Source organism: Telluria sp. ZB4P37, assembly GCF_059685855.1.
The window spans coordinates 243,798-266,296 of sequence record NZ_JCASID010000003.1; the positions used below are offsets into that span (position 1 = coordinate 243,798).

Genomic DNA, 22,499 nt, shown 5'->3' on the forward strand with positions numbered 1-22,499 from the left:
ACAGGATTTCTTGTGCCCGGACGCGGTGCCGGATCAGGTTTTCTGGGCAGTGCGGCTGCGCAGCAGGCCTTCGCCGGCGTACAGGGCCAGCGCGGCCCAGATCATCACGAAGCCCACCAGCCGGTCGCTGGTGAAAGCTTCGTGGAACAGCCACACGCCGAGCACGAACTGGATGGTCGGCGACAGGTATTGCAGCAGGCCCAGGATCGACAGCGGGATCTTGCGCGCACCGCTGGCAAACAGCAGCAGCGGAATCGCCGTGATCGGACCGGCCGCAACCAGCAGCAGGCGGGTGGTATCAAACGGCGCATTGACAAAAGCATTGGCGCCGTTCAGCGTCAGCCAGATGACGTAGCCGGCCGCAAACGGGAACAGCACCATGGTTTCAAAAGACAGGCCTTCGAGCGCGCCCAGCGCCGCGGTCTTGCGCAGCAGGCCATAGCCGCCGAACGAGGCCGCCAGGAACAGCGCGATCCAGGGCACCGTGCCCGACTGCCAGGTCAGCCAGCACACGCCGAGCGCCGCCAGCCCGATGGCGGCCCACTGCGCCGGGCGCATGCGCTCTTTCAGCAGCAGGAAGCCGAACATGATGTTGACCAGCGGATTGATGAAATAGCCGAGGCTGGCTTCGATGACGTGGCCGTTCTTGACGGCCCAGATGTACACCAGCCAATTGGCAGACAGCAGGAATGCGGAGGCGACGAAACTCCAGAACACGCGCGGCTGGCGCACGATGGCCAGCCACTTCCATTGGCGCCGCAGCGCCAGCACGATCAGGAGGAAAGCCAGGGACCACAGCACCCGGTGCGCCAGGATCTGCATCGGCGGCACCTCGCCGATCGCATGGAAATAAATAGGGAACAGGCCCCAGCACAGGAAGGCCAGGGCGGCGGACAGGATACCGGAACGCATGAGGAAGGAAGAGGCGGATTGCAGAGCCGGCATTATGCCCCTAACGCACTATCCCTGCTGGCGTGGGCCTATTTGCGGAAGTGTATGATGCAATACGAAATCTTCTTGCAATTATCTTGTCGTTATTTTATGGTGCGCCGCACCAACACTGAACCATGGTGCAATCTTGAGGTCTGAAAACAAGAAAAGCAGCGTCGCCGCGCTGACGCTGGCTGCCGTCGGCATCGTCTACGGCGATATCGGCACCAGCCCCCTCTATACGCTGCGGGCGATTTTCGATGAAGAGCATGGTCTGCCGCTCACCACGCCCAATATCCTCGGCATCATTTCCCTGATTTTCTGGAGCCTGACGATCGTCGTCTCGCTCAAATACGTCACGCTGGTACTGCGCGCCGATAACCGCGGCGAAGGCGGGATCATGGCGCTGATGGCGCTGGCCACCAATTCGGTCACCAAGGCGTCGCGCTGGTATTTCCCATTGATGGTGATCGGCGTGCTCGGCGCCACCATGTTCTATGGCGACAGCGTGATCACGCCGGCGATCTCGGTGCTGGGCGCTATCGAGGGCCTGGAAGTGGCCGCGCCCGGCATGGCGCATTACGTGGTGCCGCTGGCAGTGGTGGTGCTGGTCGCGCTGTACAGCGTGCAGCGCCACGGCACTGCCGGCATCGGACGCTTCTTCGGGCCGATCATGGTGGTCTGGTTCCTGGCGCTGGCCGTGATGGGCATTATTAATATCCTGGAAGCGCCGGTGATCCTGGAGGCGCTCAATCCCTGGCACGCGCTGCGCTTCATGCTGGAGAACCGCTTCCTGGCCTTCGTCGCCCTCGGCGCGGTGGTGCTGGCAATGACAGGCGCCGAGGCGCTGTATGCCGACATGGGCCATTTCGGCCGCAGGCCGATCCGCATGGCCTGGTTCTCGATCGCCTTTCCTGCGCTGGCCCTGAACTATCTCGGCCAGGGTGGCTTGTTGATCATGCAGCCCGATGCGGTCGATAACCCGTTCTTCCACCAGCTCGGTTCGTGGAGCGTAATCCCGCTGGTGATCCTGTCGACCATGGCGGCCGTGATCGCTTCGCAGGCGACGATTTCGGGGACCTATTCAATGACCAAGCAGGCCATTGCGCTTGGCCTGCTGCCGCGCATGCGCATCCTGCACACCTCGGAAAGCGAGATCGGCCAGATCTATATCCCGGCCGTGAACTGGGTGCAGCTGGCGGTGGTGCTGATCGCGGTGATCGGCTTCGGCTCGTCGGACGAGCTGGCCGGCGCCTACGGCATCGCGGTGACCGCGACCATGATGGCCACCACCATCCTGACCTTCTTCGTCACGCGTTACCGCTGGAAACTGCCGCTGGTTGTCTGCTTCGGCGCGACCGGCTTCTTCCTGGTGATCGACATCCTGCTGTTCTCGTCGACCACGCTCAAGTTGCTGCACGGCGGCTGGTTCCCGCTGCTGCTGGGCACCGTGCTGCTGACCCTGATGCTGACCTGGAAGCGCGGCCGCGAGCTGGTGTTCGAGAACCTGGAAAAGCACGCGATCCCGCTGGAAGCCTTCATGGAATCGCTGTTCGTGGCGCCGCCGGCCCGCGTGCCGGGCACGGCCCTGTTCCTGCGCGGCGAAAGCGATGGCGTGCCGCACGCCCTGCTGCACAACCTGTCGCACAACAAGGTGCTGCACGAGCGCGTCGTCTTCCTCACGGTTCATATCATCGAAGAACCATGGGTGCCGGTGGACGAGCAGGTGGACATCGTCAAGCTCGGCCACAACTGCTTCCAGCTGAATGTGCGCTACGGCTTCAAGGACGAGCCGGACATCCCCTACGTTCTGCGCCGCTGCGGCGGCCTGGGACTGGTGTTCGAGATGATGGAAACCTCGTTCTTCATCGCGCGCCAGACCGTGATCTCGGCGCCGGGCGGCGGCATGGCGCCGTGGCGCGAGCACCTGTACGTGATGATGTCGCGTAATGCCCGTGCGGCGGCCGACTACTACCAGATCCCGCCCAACCGCGTGATCGAGCTCGGCACCCAGGTCGAGATCTGATTTACAAAAAAATACAAAAGCCGGACAGTCCTGGGATAGACGCCTTCACATGGCTGAGGTAAGGTGCGGTGTTTCGTCGTATAAACTTTTCGCACCCACTCGCAAGGACTGTCCCATGAAGCTGAAGTTCCCCCTGATCGCTGCCTTCGTTGCCATGCTGAGCCTGACCGCCTGCGGTGGCGGCAGCGATTCCTCCGACAGCGTCGCCGTCAGCAGCCCGGCCACGCTGACCAAGACCGACAATACCGTCGGCACCGGCGCCGAAGCCGTCACCGGCAAGAGCGTCACGGTGGATTACACCCTGTGGCTGTACAACGCCTCGGCCGCGGACTTCAAGGGCACCCGCCTGGAATCGGGCCCGTATACCTTCACGATCGGCTCGACCAACACCATCCAGGGCTTCCAGCAGGGCGTGCTCGGCATGAAGGTCGGCGGCAAGCGCACCGTCCTGGTCCCGGCCAGTCTGGGCTATGGCGCCACCGGCAGCGGCCGCGTACCGCCGAATTCGGGCCTGGTATTCGAGCTTGTATTGAAGAGCGTGAACTAAACACGAAACCGGGGCGCTGCCCCGGTTTTTTTTTACGCGCACGCCTGAGCTGGCGCAGATGGCACGCCGGCTGAATGCCGGAAGCTGCAGGTCCCGATGACTGCAAGCGGCCGCCATGCGCTTCTCCTTCCTGTTCCTCCTGCTTTTGTCCGTTTGCCGCGTGTGCGGCGCCGACGACATGTCCCCTCGCGTTTGCGTGCACGGCTGCATGGCCTCCATGCCCGCGCGCGCCTGCGTGGCCGCCGCCAGCCCGCCCCCTGCCGACGCCGATGCCTGGCTGCTGCTGGCCGCCGTGGCCGTCTGCACGGCGGGCCGGCTTGCCACAAACCGGCGCCGGTGATCCGGGTAAACGCTCAAGCGCTCCGCTGAGCTGGCGCAGGGTGCGCCCGGCGTGCATAGGAGATGGTTGAGATTCTGCTAATACACCAAGGATCTCCCCATGTCTCTCAGCAAACGTTTCTCAGCATTATTGTTGCTGCCCCTGCTGGCGTTGCCGGCCGCGGCGCTGGCCGACCCCGTCTACGCGCTGACCTTTCTGCCGGGCGACTTCGATGCCGCGGCCCTGAACCGCGATGGACAGGTCGTCGGCACGGCCGGCGGCGGCGCCGCCATCTGGTCGCCCGCCTCGACCACCTATCTCGCCTCGCTGCTACCCGGCAGCGAAGGCTATGCCATCAACAGCCTCGGAGCGGTAGCCGGGCGCTTCGGTACAGGCGGTTTCGTGTTTGCCGGGGGCAGCGTCACCACCTTCGCGCTGCCGATGAGTACGGGAGGCAGCTGGGCGACCGGCATCAACGATGCCGGGCAGGTCTCGGGCGTCGCGCGCCAGAGCTTTGGCGCGCACCAGGGCTTCCTCTACGCCGGCGGCGCCTTCACGGACATGGGCCATTTCGGCGGCGGCCTCGGTTTTGCCACGGCCATCAATGCCGGCGGGCAGCTGGCCGGGTTCGCCAGCTTGTCGAACGAACAGTGGTGGGATCCCGAGCGCCACGCCGCCGTGTTCCGCGGCGGCGTGCTGTTTGACCTTGGCACGCTCGGCGGGCGCAACAGCGAAGCGAACGACATCAACGATGCCGGCTTCGTGGCCGGCTGGTCCGACACCGCCGATGGCGCCAGCGAGCGGCCCTTCCTGTTTGCCCCTGGCGGCGCCGGAATGATCGACCTCGGCTCGCTCGGCGGCAGCACCGGCCGCGCCAACGGCATCAACAATGGCGGGATGGTGGTCGGCCTGTCCGACATCGGCGGCCTCGATGGCTTCGACTACCATGCCTTCGTCTACGGCAGCGGCGGCATGGCCGACCTGAATGGGCTGGTGGCGCTGGAAGACGGCTGGACCTTGCGGACCGCCATCGACGTCAACGATGCGGGCCAGATCCTGGCCCAGGCCTGCAACGACGGGCTGGCCGAATGCCGCGCAGTGCGGCTCGACCTGATATCGGCCGTGCCCGAACCGGGCGGCTGGGCGATGCTGGCCGGCGGCCTGGTGCTGCTGCTGTGGCGTGCGCGGCGCCGCACGCTGTGGATCGCCGCCGCCCCGCTGCTGGCGGCGCCACTGGCTTCGGCCCAGGCGCTGCCGCAGTACACCCCAAGCTTCCTGCCGGCCGGCTTTAGCGCGATGGCGATCAACGCCAGCGGCCATGTGGCAGGCTATAACGGCAGCGCGGCGCTGTGGAACGGCAGCACCCTGGGCGACTATGCAGCGGTGGCGCCGGGTTCGCTCGCCATGGGCCTGAACAACCGCGGCCAGCTGGCCGGCGCCTGGGAAGGCGATGCCTATACCTTCGCGCCTGGCGGCCTGCGCAACGTCGCGCGCCGTGGCCTGTGGGACGTGGGCTTCGCGGTCGCCATCAACGATGCCGGGGTGGTCGCGGGCCGTGGCTTCTGGCTCGGCGGCGAGCGCACGCGCGGCTTCGTGCTGGCCAACGGCGTGATGCGCATGATCCCGAGCTTCGGCGGCGACTGGAGCGAGGTGTCGGCCATCAACCGCAGCGGCCAGGTGGCCGGCACCGCCGCTACCGCCGAAGGTCCATTCGTCAACCCGGTGGTGCGCGCCTTCATCTACAAGGACAAGTCGATGCGCGAGCTCGGCACGCTGGGAGGCAGGAGCAGCAGCGCCCTTGACATCAACGACGCCGGACAGGTGGTCGGCTATTCGTCGATTCCCGAAGAGGACGAGTTCGGCGAACAGCCGCTCCACCCCTTCCTGTATGCAGGCGGCAGCATGCGCGACCTCGGCACCCTGGGTGGCGTGCACGGCAGCGCCAACGGCATCAACAACTTGGGCGTCATCGTGGGCGAGTCCGACGCCGACACGCCGGAGGGCGTCCAGACGCGCGCGTTCTATTATGCAGGCGGCACCATGACCGACCTGAACCTGCTGGCATCGATGCCGGCTGGCTGGCTGCTGACTTCGGCACGCGACATCAACGACGCGGGCCAGATCCTGGCCCGCGCCTGCAACCTAGAGGATTGCGTACAGCTGCGGCTCGACCCCGTGCCGGCGGCCTAGCCGCAGTTCAGCGCAGCATGTCGACGTGCATGATGCCGTCTTCGTCATAGGGGGCGGAGACGGTCTCGAAGCCGAAGCCCTGGTAGAACTTTTCGAGGTATTGCTGCGCGCCGATGCGGATGCGGTGGCCCGGGTACAGGGCTTCGGCGCATTCGATGCCGCGCACCAGGAGCGCGCGTCCGGCGCCGCTGCCGCGCGCGGCCTGGGTGGTAATCACCCGGCCGAGCGACATCTCCGCGTATTTCACGCCGGGGCCAAGCACGCGCAGGTAGGCCGCCAGCTGGCGCTTGCCGTCGACCGTGCGCCAGCCGAGCAGGTGGTGGGCCAGCGGGTCGAGGCCGTCGATGTCGGGATACAGGCAGGTTTGTTCGAGGATGAACACGTTCTGGCGCTGGGCCAGCACCTCGTACAGGTCGGCGGGGCTGAGGTCGTTGAAAGGGGAGAACTGCCAGTCGATCATGATGGTGTGGTGTTGTGCCGCTTGGCGCGAGCGCTCAGGCGGCGGTTTCGAAGCCTTCGAGGATGTTCACGGTGTTGGTGCCCAGGTTGGCGCCAGGGTCCGGTGCGGTGCTGCCGCCCTCGAAGATAAACGTGGTGGGCAGGCCGAGATGCGCGACGCGCTCGCCGATGCGCAGGAAGTCGCCGCCCTGCAGGCCGAAGTCGGACCCGATCTCGCCGCCGAGCGATACCACCAGCGCGTCCGGCCGGAACATCGCCAGCTTGAGGCAGGCCGTCTCCAGCGCGGCGAACCACTGCGCGCTGCTGCTGCCTGGGGCCAGCGGCAAATTCATGGTGCAGCCAAGTCCTGCGCCGGCGCCCTGTTCGCCGGCATGCCCGAGGTAGAACGGGTAGGCGCCGCACGGGTCGAGATGGATCGACACGAACAAGGCATCCGCCCGCTCATAAAAGATGTGCTGGGTGCCGTGGCCGTGGTGGCGGCCGATGTCGAGGATGGCCACGCGCTGCGAGCCGTCGTCCAGCAGGTGCTGGGCCGCAAGCGCGGCATTGTTCAGGAAGCAGCCGCCGCCGAACCAGTCGGCGCCCGCATGGCGCCCGGGTGGGCAGGTCAATGCAAGGGTGCCGCGCTCACCCATGCGCAGCGCGTGGGCCGCATTGACGGCGCAGTCGGCGCCGGTCTTGGCCGCAGTCCAGGAGCCGGCGCCCAGTGGGGTATGGCTGTCGGCCGCATACAGGCCGGCGCGCGCGAGAAAATCATCAGGCTCCACGGCGTCGCTGCACTCGCGCATGCCGCGTACGGGCCAAAGCGCCGGCAGCAGTGCGCGCCCCGCATTGCCCGGGTCGCGTGCGGTCCATTCGCTCCATGCCGTGCGCAGGAAATGCAGGTAGCGCGGCGTGTGCACGCGCTCGAGCGAGACCAGTGGCACGCCGTGCGGCGTGACGATGCGTCCCAGGCCGCGCCGTTCGAACTCCGCCAGCGTCAGGCCGAGCGCATCAACTCCGCCGGGGCCGACCCGCTCCTGCCAGGGCGCAGGCGCGCCGCCTTCGTGCTGGGCATGGTGTTCGTTGTAAAAGGTGAGCAAGGCATTCCCGCGGCGAGTTGTTGCCTACTTGCGGCTTACTGGTTGCCGCACAAGGTGCTGCTGTTATAGGCCGCCACGAAGTCGTCGAAGCTGCCGCTGTCGGCCGCCTCGATGGTCGCCTGCTCGGCGATCGAGATGGCGACCATCTCTTCGAACAGCGCTTCTTCGGCCGGCATCAGGGGACTGTCGCGGAAGCTTGCCGCGTGCAGCTCGCTCTGGCGCAGGCCGAATGCGCTGGCCGAGCCGAGCGCGCGAATTTCTTCCAGTACGCGCGCCGAAGGCGTGAGCGCCGGGTTCTCGATCTTGGCCTGTTGCCGGCCGAGCGAACTCGCATGCACGCCGTCCTCGTTATGCCCTTCGTCCAGCAGCTGGGCCACCGGGCGGATGCGCTCGATCAGTTCCAGCGCCCATTCCTTCAACGGCACGTCAACGCCGTCGCGGGTGAGCATCAAGGCCGGGTCGCGCCCTTCCTTGACGGTGCGCGCGAAGTTGCGCGCATGGACCTGGCCTTCGTGGGCGCTGATCAGGGGGCTTTCTTCAAACGCGCAGAACAGCAGGAAGGCGTCGAGGAAGCGGCCGGTCTCCAGGCTGATGCCGACGGGCTCGAACGGATCGACGTCGAGGCAGCGCACTTCGATGTACTGTACGCCGCGGTTGCACAGCGCCTGCACCGGACGCTCGCCGGTACGGATCACGCGCTTCGGGCGGATCGTCGAGTAGTACTCGTTCTCGATCTGCAGCACGTTGGTGGACAGCTGGATCCACTCGCCGTCCTTCTTGGTGCCGATCGCCCCGTAGGGCTCATACGGCGTGTTCACCGCGGACATCAGGCTGGTGACATAGCTCTCCAGGCTATTCTCGTGCGGACGCAGGCCGCTTTGCGCATCGTTCTGGTAGCCCAGGTCGCTCATGCGCAGGCTGGTCGCGTAAGGCAGGTACAGGGTATCGTCGGACAGCGTCTCGAGATTGTGCGGGCGGCCGCGCAGGAAGCTGGTGGTGAGCGCCGGGGTGGCGCCGAACAGATACATCAGCAGCCAGCTGTAGCGGCGGAAGTTGCGGATGGCCGCGATATAGCTCTCGGACTGGAAGTCACGCAGCGCGTTGCGGCGCTCCTCAACGATGCCTTCGCTGGCGGCCACCAGCTGCCACAGCTTTTCGGGCAGCGAGTAGTTGTAGTGGATGCCCGCGATGCACTGCATCGCCTTCCCGTAGCGCAGCGCCAGGCCGCGCCGGTACACGTGCTTGAGCATGCCCAGGTTCGACTTGCCGTACCAGGCGATCTCGATCTCTTCTTCCGACGGCAATTCGCCCGGCATCGACACGCTCCACAGCATGTCGCCGTCCATGCGCGCGTGGGCGAAGCGGTGGATGGCGTCGAGGCGATTCAGGGCCACCGAGATGTCATGCTCGGCCGGGGTGATGAACTCGAGCAGCGCTTCGGCGTAATCGGTGGTGATGAGCGGATGTGTCAGTGCCGAACCAAGTTGCGCCGGGTGCGGGGTGCGCGCCAGGTAGCCGTGGCGGTCGACGCGCAGGGTCTCGCGCTCGATGCCACGCAGGCCCTGGCCGAGCAGGGCGCGGTGGTCGTCGTCGTCGAGCAGGGCCAGGCGGCGTTGTAATTGGGTCGACACGGGTGTTTCCTTTCTTATACTGCCAATGCGGATTGGAGCAGAGATTAACCGAAAAACGGCGAGCGCGCCCGGCACCACCTCATTCCCGCCGGGTCCCCGCCGCGGCGGCCGGGTTTGCCCGCGGCCTTGGCACCGCAGCGCTCTTTTTGGCGGCCGCTTTTTCGGCCAGGATCCAGCCTTCGACCTGGCGCTGGAGCACGTCGAGCGGCAGGGCGCCGTTGCCCAGCACCGCATCGTGGAAGCGGCGCAGGTCGAAGCGCGCGCCGAGGACGGCGCGGGCGCGCTCACGCAGGGCCGCGATGCGCAACTGGCCGATCTTGTAGCCGAGGGCCTGGGCCGGCTGGGCGATGTAGCGGTCCACTTCCGCTTCGTTGTCCGCCGGCGGGTTGGCCGTATGGGCATTGAGGTAGTCGATCGCCTGGCGGCGCGACCAGCCCATCGCATGGATGCCGGTATCCAGCACCAGCCGCGCGGCGCGCAGCATCTCCTCGTTGAGCTGGCCGAAGCGCGAGAACGGATCCTCGAAGAAGCCGAGCTGCGGCCCCAGACCTTCGGCATAGGTGGCCCAGCCTTCGCCGAAGGCGTCGATCCAGCCGTAGCGGCGGAAGTCCGGCAGCGCGAGTGCCTGGGCACGCGCCACCTGCAGGTGGTGGCCGGGCACCGCTTCGTGCAGTGCCACGCTGTCGACCTGCCACATCGGGCGCGCGCCCAGCTGCGTGATGTTCACCACCAGCGCCGCGGTGCGCGCCTCGCTGCCGGCTTCGTAATACGCGACCGGCTGCCAGGTGCCGTCCTGGATCATCGGCTTGACGGCGATGCGGGCGTCCGGAACCGTGGTCACTACCTTTGGCAGCTTCGCCTGCGCACGCGCCAGGGCCTTGCGGTAGCGCCCCAGCAGCGCTTCGGGCTCGCTGAAGAACAGGCGCGGGTCGGTGCGCGCGAAGACCAGGAATTGCGGGAGGCTGCCACGAAAGCCGGTGCGCGGCACGAGACCCGCCATCTGAGCGCGGATGCGCGCCACTTCGCGCAGGCCGATGGCGTGCACATCGGCCGGGCCCAAGCCGGTGGTGGTGGCGCTGCGCAGCAGGAAGGCATACCAGGCCGCGCCTCCGGGCAGGTTCGATGCGCCGATGGTGTCGCGCGCGGCGGGCAGGTAGTCGCTGCGCAGGAAGTCTTCCAGCCTGTGCAAGGCGACGGCGGCATTGGCCAGCACGGTGATGCTGCGGTCGACCAGTTCTTCGCGCGTCTCGGGTTCGATCGACGCCGGGATGCGGCCGAAAGGCGCGTTCAAGGGACCCGTGGCGATGTTTTCGCGCAGCAGGCGCAGCGCGTCGGGCACCGGCGCGATCGCCGGCTTCGGCACGGTCCAGCCGGCGCGCATGCCGGCGCGCAGCTGCTCGACCAGGCCGTCGACGTGGGCCGGCAAGGCCTTCATGCGCGCCAGGTAGGCGCGGTAGTCTGCTTCGGTGGCGAAGGGCATCTGCGCGACCAGGCGCGGTAGGCGCAGGTGCAGGCCGTCCCAGCCGCTGATCGGCTGCGGGTCGAAGGCCGTGAAGGCGGCCGCCGCCAAGGTGCGCTCGCGCGCGGCGATGAACAGGTCGTAGGAGAGCTGGTCCTGGGCGTCGAGCTGGGCGCGGTCCAGCTTTCGGGCTTCGTCCAGCACCTGGCGCGTGTGCTCGAGGGCGGCGGCGCGCGCGGCCAGCGAGGTGTCGGATAGCTGCGCGTTGTGGCGGTGCTCGCCGATGCCGGTGGAATATTCGGGCTGCTGGCGCAGCTGGTATTGCCATTCGCGTTCGAACAGCCGGCGCGCCTCGTCGGCCGTCGTGTCGGCGGCGCCGCAGGCGAGGGGAATCAGCAGGAAAAACGAAGCGAGGAAGATGCGCATGCGGTGTCCGCGCGATGGGCCGACGGTCAAGGAATGGTCATTGTAACAAGACCGCGCTTGGTGCCGCGCGGGCTAGGGCAGGCGGCCGCCGCTGACGCGTTCGATGCCGGACAAGTCGCGCCGGCTTTGCACGTCGAGGAAGCCGCTTGCGGTGAGCAGCGCGCGCACTGCTTCGGCCTGGTCGTAGCCATGTTCGAGCAGCAGCCAGCCGCCCGCCACCAGGTGGCCGGGGGCGCCATCGATGATGGTGCGCAGCGCCGACAGTCCATCGAAGCCGTCGGTCAGCGCGCCGACGGGCTCGAAGCGCAGGTCGCCCTGCGCCAGGTGTTCGTCGCCAGCAGCGATATAAGGAGGATTCGACGCGATGAGTTCAAATTGCTCGCCCTGGACGGCGGCAAACCAGTCGCTGCGCAGGAAGCGCACCGTGGCGCCGTTGACGGCGGCGTTGTCGCGCGCAATGCCCAAGGCTTCTTCGCTGAGGTCGAGCGCGGTGACGGCTGCATCGCGTCGGCTGTGGGCGCAGGCCACGGCAATCGCGCCGCTGCCGGTACCCATGTCGAGCAGCCGGCCTTGCGGCGGCAGGCGTTCGAGCGCCAGTTCGACGATCAGTTCGGTGTCGGGGCGGGGAATCAGCACGCCGGGGGCGACCCGGAACGGCAGCCCGAAGAATTCGCGGCTGCCGACGATATAGGCGATCGGCTCGCCCTCCAGGCGGCGCTGCACCAGCGCGGCCAGCCGTGCCGCTTCGTCAAGCGTGAGCGCGCGTTCGGACTGCGTGATCAACTGGATGCGCGCCAGGCCGAGCGCATGGCACAGCAGGATGCGGTTTTCCAGCGGGTCCAGCGGCAGCGTTTGTTGCAGCTGCTGGAGCCTTGCCCCGGCCTCGATCATCAGCGTGCCTTGCGCACCAGGACGAAGACCAGCAGTACCGTGAGGGCCACGAACCAGATCGCCGACCATTGCGGGATCGCCAGGCCCATCACCGCATCGGTGGCGCCCGAGCACAGGCCGTCCGCGCGGAACAGCCACGGCAGGTATTCGGCGGTCGGGATCTTGTTGAGGAAGGTCTCCATCGGGTCGATGCCGCAGCTGAAGCCCGGATTGGCGATCACGTACAGGTGCTTGCCGACCGCGTACAGGCCGCCAAGCGCCGCCATGAGGGCCAGGATCGTGCCTTCGCGGACCTTGCCGCTGATGGCCGACACCAGGGTGGCCACGCCGATCGCCAGGAACATGTAACGCTGGATCACGCACAGCGGGCAAGGCAGCATCTGCTGGATGTGCTGGAGATAGAGGGCCACGGCGATTAGCGCGAAGCATATCGAGGAGATGGCGAACAGGATCTGGCGGGTGGTGGGCAGCATCATGGTTTTCTTAGGGGCGTGGTTCGGACGGGGCATTCTCGCACGAAGGCGCGGTGCGGCTCAAATTGTTGGCCCGTAGGGTGGGCAGATTCCGCCCAGGCGTTCAAATTCCATATGAACAGACATACGTGGTTGATCATGAGCAGGTTGAACGCGCGGGCGGGAGACCGCCCACCCACAAATCAGTCGCCGAGCGCCGCCAGCAATTCCGCCTGGTGCTCCGCCGCCAGCGCATTGGTGAGATCAGCCAGGTCGCCGTCCATGATGAAGTCCAGCTTGTACAAGGTCAGGTTGATACGGTGGTCGGTCAGTCGCCCCTGCGGGAAGTTGTAGGTGCGGATCCGCTCGCTGCGGTCGCCCGAGCCGATCAGGCTCTTGCGGGTGGCCGCTTCTTTCGACTGCTGCTCGCGCAGCTGCACGTCCTTGATGCGCGCGGCCAGCACCTTCAGCGCCTGCGCCTTGTTCTTGTGCTGGCTGCGGTCGTCCTGGCATTCCACCACGATGCCGGTCGGCAGGTGGGTCAGGCGCACCGCCGAATCGGTCTTGTTGATGTGCTGTCCGCCGGCGCCGGACGCGCGATAGGTATCGATGCGCAGGTCGGCCGGGTTGATGTTCACGTCCTCCACCTCGTCGGCTTCCGGCATGACGGCCACGGTGCAGGCCGAGGTGTGGATGCGGCCTTGCGTCTCGGTGGCCGGCACGCGCTGCACGCGGTGGCCGCCCGATTCGAACTTGAGCTTCGAATACACGCCATTGCCGATGATGCGCACGATGACTTCGCGGTAGCCGCCCAGGTCCGAGCTCGACTCCGACACCACTTCGACCTGCCAGCGGTTACGCTCCGCGAAGCGGGTGTACATGCGCAGCAGGTCGCCGGCAAACAGCGCCGACTCGTCGCCGCCGGTGCCGGCGCGGATCTCGAGGAAGATATTGCGCTCGTCGTTGACGTCCTTCGGCAACAGCATTTTCTGCAGGTCGAGCTCCAGCGCGGCCAGGCGCGCCTTGGCCGCTTCGATTTCGTCCTGCGCGAACTCCTTCATCTCCGGGTCCTGCGCCATCTCCTGGGCGGCGGCCATGTCGCCCTGGGCGGCGCCATACTGGTGGAACAGCTCGACCAGCGGCGCGAGCTCGGCGCGCTCGCGGGTGAGCTTGCGGTAGCTGTCCATGTTGGTGGTGGCGCCTTCGCACATCAGGAGCTCGTCGAGTTCGACGAATCGGTTGGCCAGTTGCTCCAGCTTGGCCAGCATGGATGGTTTCATGGGAATACTCGGTAAAGTCGGATCGATTCGAAAAGCCGCAATGCGGCCGGCGCGCGTCTTGAAAAGACGCACGAGGAAGGGGGAGGGCCGCTAACGGCGGCCGCGGAACAGCTGCGGCAGCAGGGTTGCCAGGCGGGCGCGCTCGTCGCCCTGGGCATGGTGCAGCGCCTGCTGCGGGCCGTGCAGGAACTTGGCGGTGAGACCCTTCGACAGCGCCTCTAACACGGCCTCCGGGTCTTCGCCGCGCGCGAGCAGTTTACGTGCGCGTTCGAGTTCGGCCAGGCGCAGCGCCTCGCTCGACTCGTGCAGGTCGCGGATCACCGGCACCACGGCGCGGTCGCCGACCCAGTGCATGAAGGACTGGACCCGGGTCTCGATGATGGCTTCGGCCTGCGACACGGCGGCCTGGCGGCTTTCCAGCCCGGTTTGCACCACCTGCGCAAGGTCGTCGACGGTGTAGAGGAACACGTCGTCGAGGCGCGCGACTTCGGGTTCGATATCGCGCGGCACCGCCAGGTCGGCCATGAAGACCGGACGGTGGCGGCGCGCCTTGATCGCGCGCTCCACCATGCCAAGGCCCAGCAGCGGCAGCGTGGACGCCGTGCACGAGATGACGATGTCGAACTGGTGCAGGCGCTCGGGCAGGTCGGCCAGCAGGATCGCCTCGCCGTTGTAGCGGGTGGCCAGCGCCTGCCCGCGGGACAACGAGCGGTTGGCGATGGTGACCGATTTCGGGTTTTGCGCGGCGAAGTGGGCGGCGCACAGTTCGATCATTTCGCCGGCGCCGATGAACAGCACGTGCTGGTCGGCGATGCTGTCGAAGATGCGCTGCGATAAACGAACCGCGGCGGCCGCCATGGAGACGCTGTGGGCGCCGATCTCGGTGGTGCTGCGCACTTCCTTGGCCACCGCGAAGCTGCGCTGGAACAGCTGGTGAAGGTAGGTGCCCAAGCCGCCCGCTGCGTCGGCGGTGCGCACGGCGTCCTTCATCTGGCCGAGGATCTGCGGCTCGCCCAGCACCATCGAATCGAGCCCGGAGGCGACCCGGAAGGCGTGGCGCACCGCGCTGTCGTGCGGCAGCATGTACAGGTGGGGGCGCAGCTCGGCAAAATTCAGGGCGTGGTAGTGGGCCAGGAACTGGCCCGAGGCGTCGAGCGGATTGGGCGCATCGCAGGCCGCGTACATCTCGGTGCGGTTGCAGGTCGAGAGGATGGCCGCTTCGTTGCTGGCGCCGCTGCTCCCGCCCTGGCGCGCGAACCAGCCGCGCGCCGCCTGCACCGCGCCGCCGAGCTGCTCAGGCCCGAGCGCCAGCTGCTCGCGAAGCGAGACCGGTGCGGTCGTGTGGTTCAGGCCAACGGCAAGCAGTTGCATGGTGGGGCGGGGTGGACGGTATGCGCCCATTATACCCTTGTGCGAGAAGGGTTTCAGCGGCCCCTTGGCGAGGCCGTGAGGATGCTCAGGCGCCCAGTTTTTCCAGGCGGTAGCCGTAGCTGTACACCGGCACCAGACGGAAACCGTTTTCCGGACGCAGGCTCAGCTTGTTGCGCACGCGCGAGACATGGGTGTCCATGGTGCGCGAAGGCAGGTCGGTATCGCGGACCCAGACCGATTCATGTATGTAGGCGCGCGACAGTGGGCGGCCGATGTTGCGGAAGAACAGCAGCGCCAGCGAGAATTCTTTCTGGGTGACGTCGACCACCGAGCCATCCTTGATCAGGCGGCCCGGGCGGGTTTCGAAGATGTAGGGGCCGAACTGCAGCTGTTCCGCGCTGTTTTGCGACGGGTAGGCGCGGCGCAGCAGGGCCGAGACGCGTGCCACCAGCTCGCCGCGGCGCAACGGCTTGACCAGGTAGTCGTCGGCGCCGGCGGTCACGCCCGCGATGATGTCGTCCTCGGCATTGTTACCGACCAGAAAAATGGTCGGGGCATTCGAGGCCATCTTTTCCTTGGCGCGGCGCAGCATTTCGGCGCCTTCCATGTCCGGCACGTTCCAGTCCATGACCAGCATGTCCGCCGTTTCCTTGCGTAACTGGGCCAAGCATTCCCGGGCGCTGTCGAAAGCCTGACAGCTATGGCCGGCAGCGGTCAGCACCTGGCAAATCAGCTCGCCCTGAGCACGGTCTTGTTCCAGAATCGCAATCTTCATAGGTCATCTACTGGTAAGGTTGCCCTTGTAGGAAGTCTCCTACAAGAGTTAAACCGAATATATCAGACTTTTACAAAATAGTGCTCAGGAAAACTAGGAATTTACATTTGGAACCTTTGTTCTGTTGTGTTAAGGGGATAGCAGGCTCCGCGTTACACTTTGCCAAACAGACAATGGGAGGCTATATGTTGTTTCGACGCAAAAATGAGAACATCGTGGCGGCAGAGTCGCCGCTGGTGCCGGTCAGCGGCATCGGCATAGAACTTGCGCGCGAGCGCTGCCGCGAGATGGTGCGCAAGCGCGCGATGGTCTCGGCCGGCGTGGCCGCCATCCCTCTGCCGGGTGTGGATATCCTGTCGGACCTGACCACCTTCGCGGTCCTGGTCGAAGAAGTAAACAAGGAGTTCGGGCTCAGCCAGAAGCAGATCGAGCGCCTGAACCCCCAACGGCAAGTGCTGATCTACCGGGCAGCGGCTTCGGTCGGTGGCATGCTGGTGGGTAAATTGGTAACGCGCAAGCTGGTGCTGGCGCTGTTCCAGCGCGCCGGCATCCGGATCGCGGCCAAGACGGTGGCCAAGGTGGTGCCGATCGCGGGGCAGGTGGCGTCGGCGGCGATCGGGTTCGCGCTGTTTCGCAAGATGGGCAACCAGCATGTGGAGGCTTGCGCCAAGGTGGCGCGGGAGCTGGAGACCTTGAATGTGGTTGATACGGGGAGTACGGTAGCGCCGATATAGGGCGGTGGGACGCATACAAAATTGGTTACCGGCCTTCGCCGGTACGACGGTTTTTAAATAGCAATCCAACGGACGTATTTACATCATTTAGACTTAAAACCCTCATCCCGGCGAAGGCCGGGATTCAAGTTCATACCGCAGCCACAAGCTTCCCCAAATAAACAAATGCCCGCATAAGCGGGCATTTGTTTATCTAGAGCAAGAGGTAATCAAGCGTCCGGCAACACCACATTCACATCGAGCACTTCCAGGTTGCCCTGGCGGTCGAGCGAGATCTTGATGTCGTCCGCATTGACCTTGGTGTATTTCGAAATGACCTCGATCAGCTCGCGGTGCAGCGCCGGCAGGAAGTCGGGGCCGGCGCGGTTGGTGCGCTCGCGCGCGATGATGATCTGCAGGCGTTCCTTGGCAGCGGTGGCGCTCTTCTTTTTCTCCGGGAACAGGAAATTGAGCAGTGGCATATCACTTGGCTCCAAAGATGCGCTGGAACAGGCCCGGCTTTTCGTAGCTGGTGAAACGCAGCGGACGGTCTTCGCCCAGGAAGCGGGCAATCACGTCCTCGTAGGCGTCGGCCACGTCAGTGCCCTTGAAGTGGATCGCCGGGTTGCCCTGGTTCGAGGCGTGCAGTACCGATTCCGATTCCGGGATGATGCCGATCAGCGGGATGCGCAGGATTTCCTGCACGTCCTGGTAGGACAGCATTTCGTCGGCTTCCACGCGCTTCGGCGAGTAGCGGGTGATCAGGAGGTGTTCCTTGACCGGCTCCGAGCCGCTTTGGGCGCGACGCGACTTGGCCTGGATGATGCCGAGGATGCGGTCCGAATCGCGCACCGACGATACTTCCGGGTTGGTGACGATGATCGCTTCGTCGGCGAAGGTCAGGGCCATCAGGGCGCCGTGCTCGATGCCGGCCGGCGAATCGCAGATGATGAACTCGAAACCCATTTGCACCAGGTCGTTCAGCACGCGTTCCACGCCTTCTTCACCCAGCGCATCCTTGTCGCGCGTCTGCGACGCCGGCAGGATGAACAGGTTGTCGGTGTGCTTGTCCTTGATCAGCGCCTGGTTCAGGGTCGCTTCGCCGTTGATGACGTTAATCAGGTCGTAGACCACACGGCGTTCGCAGCCCATGATCAGGTCGAGGTTACGCAGGCCGACGTCGAAGTCGATGACCACGGTCTTGTGACCGCGCAGGGCCAGGCCGCTGGAGAAGCTCGCGCTCGAGGTGGTTTTGCCCACACCGCCCTTGCCGGACGTCACAACAATAATTCGTGCCACAAAAAATCCTTTTCAGTATCTAGCAGTATCTAGGCCAAGGGTTACGCGCGCGCTGACGCCGGAGCCAGCGATGATATATCGAGCCGGTCGCCGACCAGCCGGATTTGTGCCGGCTGGCGCGTCAGGTCGTTGGGGAAACCGTCGTCGAAGGTGCGGTACACGCCCGCGATCGACACCAGTTCCGGCTGCATCGACAAAGCGAAGATGCGCGCCTCCGGGTTGCCGGATGCGCCCGCAAGAGCCCGGCCATTCAATGGGGCATACACATGGATGCTGCCGTCAGCAATGATTTCCGCACCATTGTTGACAACGGCGGTAATGATCAGGTCGCTGCCGCGCGCATACACGCGCTGGCCGGCACGCACCGGGGTATCGATGATCATGGCCGACACGGGCAGCGGGGGCGGCAGCGCGCTTGGCGCCGGTTCGGCCGGCGCCGGGGCAAGCGTTGCAGCGGTTTCCACCACGGGAGCCGGCACAGGCGCAGCCACCGGAACCGGCAGCGTTTCCGGCGCACGCACGCCACTCGAGCCGTCGTCCAGCGACAGGCCATGGGCACGGATCGCGTCTTCCATGCCAGGCGCGGCGCCGCGTACGGCAACCGCGTTGAGCCGGTATTTCTTCAGCAGCGCCACCAGGGCCGGCCAGTCGATAACCGGCGATTCATGCGCAATGGCGGCGACGTCGATCACCGCGAACTCGTCTTCGAAGAAGTCCGAGACCCCGCCGGTCATCTGGTGCAGCGCGCCATCGATCGTGGCCGGATCGGCCGAATGCAGGATCGTCGAAATGGCGACGACCGTGGAGATCTTGATTTCGATGGGCAGCGAGGTTGGGGTTTTCGTCATAAAGCAGTCTGGTTGGCGTTGCGCTCGTGCATTCTACTGTGAAATTTGACCAAAAGGAGAGTTGCGTACAGATCATTCCGGTAGGAAACGAACCTTGTCGCAGCTGTTCAAATATCACCTGACAACACCACTAGGGCTCTCGCAACAGGCGGTTGTAATCTGTGGATTAGCTGATAAGATTGATTTTCCTCACACGTGGATATAACTCGCACCTTAAGATGCATGGTTTCGCAACCTGCAGTCTCAACAAATCCCCGGCCAGACCGGGACTAGGGAGATCAACATGGAAGATGTCGTCATCGTGGCCGCCGGCCGCACCGCGGTCGGTAAATTCGGCGGTTCACTGGCCAAGATCCCTGCGACCGAGCTCGGCGCGCAGGTGATTCGCCAATTGCTGGCCAAGACCGGCATCGATCCGGCCTCGGTCAGCGAGGTCATCATGGGCCAGGTACTCACCGCCGGCGCTGGCCAGAACCCGGCGCGCCAGGCCGTGATCAAGTCCGGGCTGCCCGACATGGTGCCGGGCATGACCATCAACGCGGTCTGCGGCAGCGGCCTCAAGGCAACCCACCTGGCGGCTCAGGCGATCAAGAGCGGCGACGCCCAGATCGTCATTGCCGGCGGCCAGGAAAACATGAGCGCCTCGCCGCACGTGCTCAACGGCTCGCGCGACGGCTTCCGCATGGGCGACGCCAAGCTGGTCGACACCATGATCGTCGACGGCCTGTGGGATGTCTACAACCAATACCACATGGGCGTGACCGCCGAGAACGTCGCACGCAAGTACGACGTCTCGCGCGCCGAGCAGGACGAGTTCGCGCTGCAGTCCCAGCTCAAGGCTGAAGCTGCCCAAAAAGAAGGCAAGTTCAAGGACGAAATCCTGCCGATCGAGATCCCGTCGAAAAAAGGCGCGACCGTCTTCGATACCGACGAATATCCAAAACATGGCTCGACGCTGGAAGCCCTGTCGGGCTTGCGCCCGGCCTTCAACAAGGAAGGCTCCGTCACCGCAGGCAACGCTTCCGGCCTGAACGACGGCGCCGCCGCCGTCATCATGATGAGCGCCTCCAAGGCCAAGGAACTCGGCCTGGCGCCGCTGGCACGGATCAAGGCCTACGCCTCGGCCGGCCTGGACCCGTCGATTATGGGCATGGGCCCGGTCTCGGCCACCCGTCTGTGCCTGCAGAAGGCCGGCTGGACCCACGAAGACGTCGACCTGATGGAAATCAACGAAGCTTTTGCTGCCCAGGCCATTGCGGTCAACAAGGAAATGGGCTGGGACACCTCGAAGATCAACGTGAACGGCGGCGCCATTGCGCTGGGCCACCCGATTGGTGCCTCCGGCTGCCGCGTGCTGGTCACGCTGCTGCACGAAATGGTGCGCCGTGACGCCAAGCGCGGGCTGGCCAGCCTGTGCATCGGCGGCGGCATGGGCGTGGCGCTGGCGGTGGAGCGCGACTGATTTGCTTCAAAAGGGAGCTGGCAGCCGGCGACGGCTGCTTGCGCAAGTGTGGACGTAGTGACTGACAATAAAACTGGAGAAGACAATGGCTAGAGTTGCATTAGTGACGGGTGGCATGGGCGGTCTGGGCGAAGCGGTCTGCATCAAGCTGGCTGCCTTGGGTTACCGTGTGGTCACCACCTTCTCGCCGGGCAGCAAGAAGGCGGACAGCTGGCTGAGCACGATGCGCGAGCAGGGTTTCGATTTCAAGGCCTATGCCTGCGACGTGTCCGACTATGACTCGGCCCAGGAATGCGTGAGCCAGGTCGAACGCGACGTCGGCCCGATCGACGTGCTGGTCAACAACGCCGGCATCACGCGTGACATGACCTTCAAGAAGATGGACAAGCCGAACTGGGACGCGGTCATGAAGACCAATCTGGATTCCGTGTTCAACATGACCAAGCCGGTCTGCGACGGCATGGTCGAGCGCGGCTGGGGCCGGATCATCAACATCTCGTCGGTCAACGGCCAGAAGGGCGCCTTCGGCCAGACCAACTACTCGGCCGCCAAGGCCGGCATGCACGGCTTCACCAAGGCCCTTGCTCTGGAAGTGGCGCGCAAGGGCGTGACCGTCAACACCATCTCGCCGGGCTATATCGGCACCAAGATGGTCATGGACATCCCAAGCGAAGTCCTGGAAACCAAGATCATCCCGCAAATCCCGATGGGCCGCCTGGGCAAGCCGGAAGAAGTCGCCGGCCTGGTCGCTTACCTTTCGTCGGATGAAGCGGCGTTCGTGACCGGCGCGAATATCGCGATCAATGGCGGGCAGCACATGTATTGATTGCGCCTGGCGCCACGAGAGCACCGCTGCCGCGGTGCTTTTTTTTTGCGGCGATTCCGAACTGGTTGAACAGCCGCCCTACCCACGCGTTTAACTATCGCTAGAATACCCAAACCGCCATTCCATACCGTGTAATCGGAAACCCCTATGCACACCCTCCCCCGCGACGGCCTCGCCCTCTCCAGCCTCGACGAACAACTGCTCCCACCCGGCACCAAGGGCCTCCCGATCACCGAGTCCCTGCGCCAGGGCGCCATCGGCGTGCAAGGCTGGAACATCTTGCGCGGCGACACCTCCTTCCCGGTCGCCGTGCTCAAGGAATCCGCCGTGCTGCACAACCTTGTGTGGATGAAGAATTTTTGCGAGCGCCACGGCGCCACGCTCGCGCCGCACGGGAAAACCACCATGAGCCCGCAGCTGTTCGGCGCCCAGCTGGCCAATGGGGCCTGGGGCATCACGCTGGCCAGCGCCACCCAGGTCCAGGTGGCGCACCGCTTCAACGTGCGCCGCGTGCTGCTGGCGAATCAGCTGGTGGCGCGTGCCGACATCGAGGCCGTGCTGGCGCTGCTGCACGACGACCCCGATTTCGAATGCTTCGTGCTGGCCGACTCGCTCGACGGCGTCGCGCGCCTCGCGCAAGCGGTGCAGGTTCGCGCCCTGGCGCGCCCGCTCCCGGTGCTGGTCGAACTGGGCCTGCCTGGGAAGCGCGCCGGCTGCCGCACGCCTGAGGAAGCATTGGATGTCGCCCGCGCCATCGCCGGCGCCGCCGGCCTCCAACTTGCCGGGATAGAGGGCTATGAAGGCCTGCTGGTCAGCGACGACTTCGACGCCGACGTACGTGCCGTGAACGCTTTCGTAGCCGGGCTGGTGGAGTTGGTGAAGACCGCCGATGCCGAAGGCTTGTTTGGCAGCGCCGAGATCCTGCTGTCGGCCGGCGGCTCGGCCTATTTCGACCTGGTTGCGCGGGGCTTCACCTGTGTGGAAGGATTGTCGCGCCCCGTACGCGCTGTGCTGCGCAGCGGCTGCTACCTCACCAGCGACCACGGCTCCTATCAACGTCTGCTGTCCAGGTTAGATGCGCGCGAGGCGCATGGCGAAGGCCTGCGCCCCGCACTGGAAGTATGGAGCACCGTGCAGTCGCGTCCCGAGCCCGGCCTGGCCATCCTCACCATGGGCAAGCGCGACGCGTCCTATGACATCGACCTGCCGGTGCCGCTGTTCACGCACCGTCCCGGCAGCGACGCGCAGCAGCCTACTGCGCTGCCGCCCGGCTGCGCCATCGTCAAAATGAACGACCAGCACGCCTACCTCACGCTGCCGGAAGACGAGACCCGCGACCAGATTGCAGTCGGTGACTTAATTGGCTGCGGCATCTCCCACCCCTGCACCACCTTCGACAAGTGGCAGGTATTGCTGGCGGTGGACGACGCCTATACGGTGACCCAGGCGCTGAACACCTTCTTCTGAAAGGGTAGTCGGTACGCTACAATCGGCACCTAGCCTGCCGAGAGAG

Annotated in this window: 21 protein-coding genes; 8 read left to right on the plus strand and 13 right to left on the minus strand. The window is 65.4% G+C overall.

The annotated features are described in order from the left end of the window. Positions 1–33: 33 nt before the first annotated feature. A complete protein-coding gene (rarD, locus tag AC56K1_RS08470; RefSeq protein WP_497157400.1) occupies positions 34–912 on the minus strand; it encodes an EamA family transporter RarD in 879 nt (292 codons plus the stop codon). Positions 913–1,078: 166 nt separating this feature from the next. On the opposite strand from rarD, the gene AC56K1_RS08475 reads away from it, so the two are divergent. The 4 genes from AC56K1_RS08475 to AC56K1_RS08490 all read left to right on the plus strand — a co-directional run bounded on the left by AC56K1_RS08475 (position 1,079) and on the right by AC56K1_RS08490 (position 6,012). Continuing rightward, positions 1,079–2,956, plus strand: coding sequence for a potassium transporter Kup (locus AC56K1_RS08475; RefSeq protein ID WP_497157401.1), 1,878 nt, complete (start codon positions 1,079–1,081; stop codon positions 2,954–2,956). A gap of 115 nt (positions 2,957–3,071) precedes the next feature. Further along, a complete protein-coding gene (locus AC56K1_RS08480; protein ID WP_497157402.1) occupies positions 3,072–3,503 on the plus strand; it encodes an FKBP-type peptidyl-prolyl cis-trans isomerase in 432 nt (143 codons plus the stop codon). 178 nt (positions 3,504–3,681) lie between these two features. Further along, complete coding sequence (locus AC56K1_RS08485) at positions 3,682–3,843, plus strand: hypothetical protein (protein ID WP_497157403.1); 162 nt, start codon at positions 3,682–3,684, stop codon at positions 3,841–3,843. Positions 3,844–3,942: 99 nt separating this feature from the next. Then, positions 3,943–6,012 carry a PEP-CTERM sorting domain-containing protein gene (locus AC56K1_RS08490; RefSeq protein ID WP_497157404.1) on the plus strand — a complete coding sequence of 690 codons (2,070 nt, stop codon included), beginning with the start codon at positions 3,943–3,945 and terminating at the stop codon, positions 6,010–6,012. Positions 6,013–6,019: 7 nt separating this feature from the next. On the opposite strand, the gene AC56K1_RS08495 is transcribed toward AC56K1_RS08490, so the two are convergent. From AC56K1_RS08495 to AC56K1_RS08535, 9 genes are all read right to left on the minus strand, one after another. After that, a complete protein-coding gene (locus AC56K1_RS08495; RefSeq protein WP_497157405.1) occupies positions 6,020–6,472 on the minus strand; it encodes a GNAT family N-acetyltransferase in 453 nt (150 codons plus the stop codon). A 34-nt stretch (positions 6,473–6,506) separates the two neighbouring features. Then, positions 6,507–7,553, minus strand: coding sequence for an arginase family protein (locus AC56K1_RS08500; RefSeq protein ID WP_497157406.1), 1,047 nt, complete (start codon positions 7,551–7,553; stop codon positions 6,507–6,509). A 35-nt stretch (positions 7,554–7,588) separates the two neighbouring features. Then, positions 7,589–9,184 carry a glutamate--cysteine ligase gene (gene gshA, locus AC56K1_RS08505; RefSeq protein ID WP_497157407.1) on the minus strand — a complete coding sequence of 532 codons (1,596 nt, stop codon included), beginning with the start codon at positions 9,182–9,184 and terminating at the stop codon, positions 7,589–7,591. 79 nt (positions 9,185–9,263) lie between these two features. After that, positions 9,264–11,069: a DUF885 domain-containing protein gene (locus tag AC56K1_RS08510; RefSeq protein ID WP_497157408.1), complete on the minus strand. Its 1,806-nt coding sequence runs from the start codon at positions 11,067–11,069 to the stop codon at positions 9,264–9,266. Positions 11,070–11,141: 72 nt separating this feature from the next. Next, a complete protein-coding gene (prmC, locus tag AC56K1_RS08515; protein ID WP_497157409.1) occupies positions 11,142–11,960 on the minus strand; it encodes a peptide chain release factor N(5)-glutamine methyltransferase in 819 nt (272 codons plus the stop codon). Continuing rightward, positions 11,960–12,433 carry a disulfide bond formation protein B gene (locus AC56K1_RS08520; RefSeq protein ID WP_497157550.1) on the minus strand — a complete coding sequence of 158 codons (474 nt, stop codon included), beginning with the start codon at positions 12,431–12,433 and terminating at the stop codon, positions 11,960–11,962. Before AC56K1_RS08520 ends, prmC begins: the two co-directional genes overlap by 1 nt. A 182-nt stretch (positions 12,434–12,615) precedes the next feature. After that, positions 12,616–13,692 (minus strand): peptide chain release factor 1, encoded by a 1,077-nt coding sequence (gene prfA, locus AC56K1_RS08525; protein ID WP_497157410.1) that lies wholly within the window; start codon positions 13,690–13,692, stop codon positions 12,616–12,618. A gap of 90 nt (positions 13,693–13,782) precedes the next feature. Beyond that, positions 13,783–15,063, minus strand: coding sequence for a glutamyl-tRNA reductase (hemA, locus tag AC56K1_RS08530; RefSeq protein ID WP_497157411.1), 1,281 nt, complete (start codon positions 15,061–15,063; stop codon positions 13,783–13,785). 85 nt (positions 15,064–15,148) lie between these two features. After that, on the minus strand, positions 15,149–15,838 hold the full coding sequence (locus AC56K1_RS08535) for a response regulator transcription factor (protein WP_497157412.1): 690 nt from the start codon (positions 15,836–15,838) through the stop codon (positions 15,149–15,151). A 185-nt stretch (positions 15,839–16,023) separates the two neighbouring features. On the opposite strand from AC56K1_RS08535, the gene AC56K1_RS08540 reads away from it, so the two are divergent. Further along, positions 16,024–16,572, plus strand: coding sequence for a hypothetical protein (locus AC56K1_RS08540; RefSeq protein ID WP_497157413.1), 549 nt, complete (start codon positions 16,024–16,026; stop codon positions 16,570–16,572). Between the two features lie 209 nt (positions 16,573–16,781). Here AC56K1_RS08540 and minE read toward each other — a convergent pair whose 3' ends face one another. The 3 genes from minE to minC are packed head-to-tail and all read right to left on the minus strand — an operon-like array spanning position 16,782 to position 18,698. After that, positions 16,782–17,033, minus strand: a complete 252-nt coding sequence (gene minE, locus AC56K1_RS08545; RefSeq protein WP_171085651.1) for a cell division topological specificity factor MinE — start codon at positions 17,031–17,033, stop codon at positions 16,782–16,784. A gap of 1 nt (position 17,034) precedes the next feature. Further along, the gene (gene minD, locus AC56K1_RS08550) at positions 17,035–17,850 is read right to left on the minus strand and encodes a septum site-determining protein MinD (protein WP_489875326.1); all 816 of its coding nucleotides are present in this window, start codon (positions 17,848–17,850) and stop codon (positions 17,035–17,037) included. Positions 17,851–17,891: 41 nt separating this feature from the next. Next, complete coding sequence (minC, locus tag AC56K1_RS08555) at positions 17,892–18,698, minus strand: septum site-determining protein MinC (protein ID WP_497157414.1); 807 nt, start codon at positions 18,696–18,698, stop codon at positions 17,892–17,894. 283 nt (positions 18,699–18,981) lie between these two features. Here minC and AC56K1_RS08560 point away from each other — a divergent pair, with 283 nt between their 5' ends. From AC56K1_RS08560 to AC56K1_RS08570, 3 genes are all read left to right on the plus strand, one after another. Next, positions 18,982–20,160, plus strand: coding sequence for an acetyl-CoA C-acetyltransferase (locus AC56K1_RS08560; RefSeq protein WP_497157415.1), 1,179 nt, complete (start codon positions 18,982–18,984; stop codon positions 20,158–20,160). A gap of 85 nt (positions 20,161–20,245) precedes the next feature. Further along, positions 20,246–20,986 (plus strand): acetoacetyl-CoA reductase, encoded by a 741-nt coding sequence (gene phbB, locus AC56K1_RS08565; RefSeq protein WP_497157416.1) that lies wholly within the window; start codon positions 20,246–20,248, stop codon positions 20,984–20,986. Between the two features lie 147 nt (positions 20,987–21,133). Next, positions 21,134–22,453, plus strand: coding sequence for an amino acid deaminase (locus tag AC56K1_RS08570; protein ID WP_497157417.1), 1,320 nt, complete (start codon positions 21,134–21,136; stop codon positions 22,451–22,453). Positions 22,454–22,499 lie beyond the last annotated feature (46 nt).

Excerpts from the sequence above, each read along its gene's own strand:
- AC56K1_RS08510 (WP_497157408.1), bottom strand. The coding sequence starts at position 11,069 with ATGCGCATCTTCCTCGCTTCGTTTTTCCTGCTGATTCCCCTCGCCTGC.
- prfA (WP_497157410.1), bottom strand. The coding sequence starts at position 13,692 with ATGAAACCATCCATGCTGGCCAAGCTGGAGCAACTGGCCAACCGATTC.
- AC56K1_RS08480 (WP_497157402.1), top strand. The coding sequence starts at position 3,072 with ATGAAGCTGAAGTTCCCCCTGATCGCTGCCTTCGTTGCCATGCTGAGC.
- AC56K1_RS08535 (WP_497157412.1), bottom strand. The coding sequence starts at position 15,838 with ATGAAGATTGCGATTCTGGAACAAGACCGTGCTCAGGGCGAGCTGATT.
- AC56K1_RS08540 (WP_497157413.1), top strand. The coding sequence starts at position 16,024 with ATGTTGTTTCGACGCAAAAATGAGAACATCGTGGCGGCAGAGTCGCCG.
- AC56K1_RS08520 (WP_497157550.1), bottom strand. The coding sequence starts at position 12,433 with ATGCTGCCCACCACCCGCCAGATCCTGTTCGCCATCTCCTCGATATGC.
- minC (WP_497157414.1), bottom strand. The coding sequence starts at position 18,698 with ATGACGAAAACCCCAACCTCGCTGCCCATCGAAATCAAGATCTCCACG.
- AC56K1_RS08495 (WP_497157405.1), bottom strand. The coding sequence starts at position 6,472 with ATGATCGACTGGCAGTTCTCCCCTTTCAACGACCTCAGCCCCGCCGAC.
- AC56K1_RS08490 (WP_497157404.1), top strand. The coding sequence starts at position 3,943 with ATGTCTCTCAGCAAACGTTTCTCAGCATTATTGTTGCTGCCCCTGCTG.
- AC56K1_RS08485 (WP_497157403.1), top strand. The coding sequence starts at position 3,682 with ATGTCCCCTCGCGTTTGCGTGCACGGCTGCATGGCCTCCATGCCCGCG.
- prmC (WP_497157409.1), bottom strand. The coding sequence starts at position 11,960 with ATGATCGAGGCCGGGGCAAGGCTCCAGCAGCTGCAACAAACGCTGCCG.
- minE (WP_171085651.1), bottom strand. The coding sequence starts at position 17,033 with ATGCCACTGCTCAATTTCCTGTTCCCGGAGAAAAAGAAGAGCGCCACC.
- hemA (WP_497157411.1), bottom strand. The coding sequence starts at position 15,063 with ATGCAACTGCTTGCCGTTGGCCTGAACCACACGACCGCACCGGTCTCG.
- AC56K1_RS08560 (WP_497157415.1), top strand. The coding sequence starts at position 18,982 with ATGGAAGATGTCGTCATCGTGGCCGCCGGCCGCACCGCGGTCGGTAAA.
- phbB (WP_497157416.1), top strand. The coding sequence starts at position 20,246 with ATGGCTAGAGTTGCATTAGTGACGGGTGGCATGGGCGGTCTGGGCGAA.
- rarD (WP_497157400.1), bottom strand. The coding sequence starts at position 912 with ATGCGTTCCGGTATCCTGTCCGCCGCCCTGGCCTTCCTGTGCTGGGGC.
- AC56K1_RS08570 (WP_497157417.1), top strand. The coding sequence starts at position 21,134 with ATGCACACCCTCCCCCGCGACGGCCTCGCCCTCTCCAGCCTCGACGAA.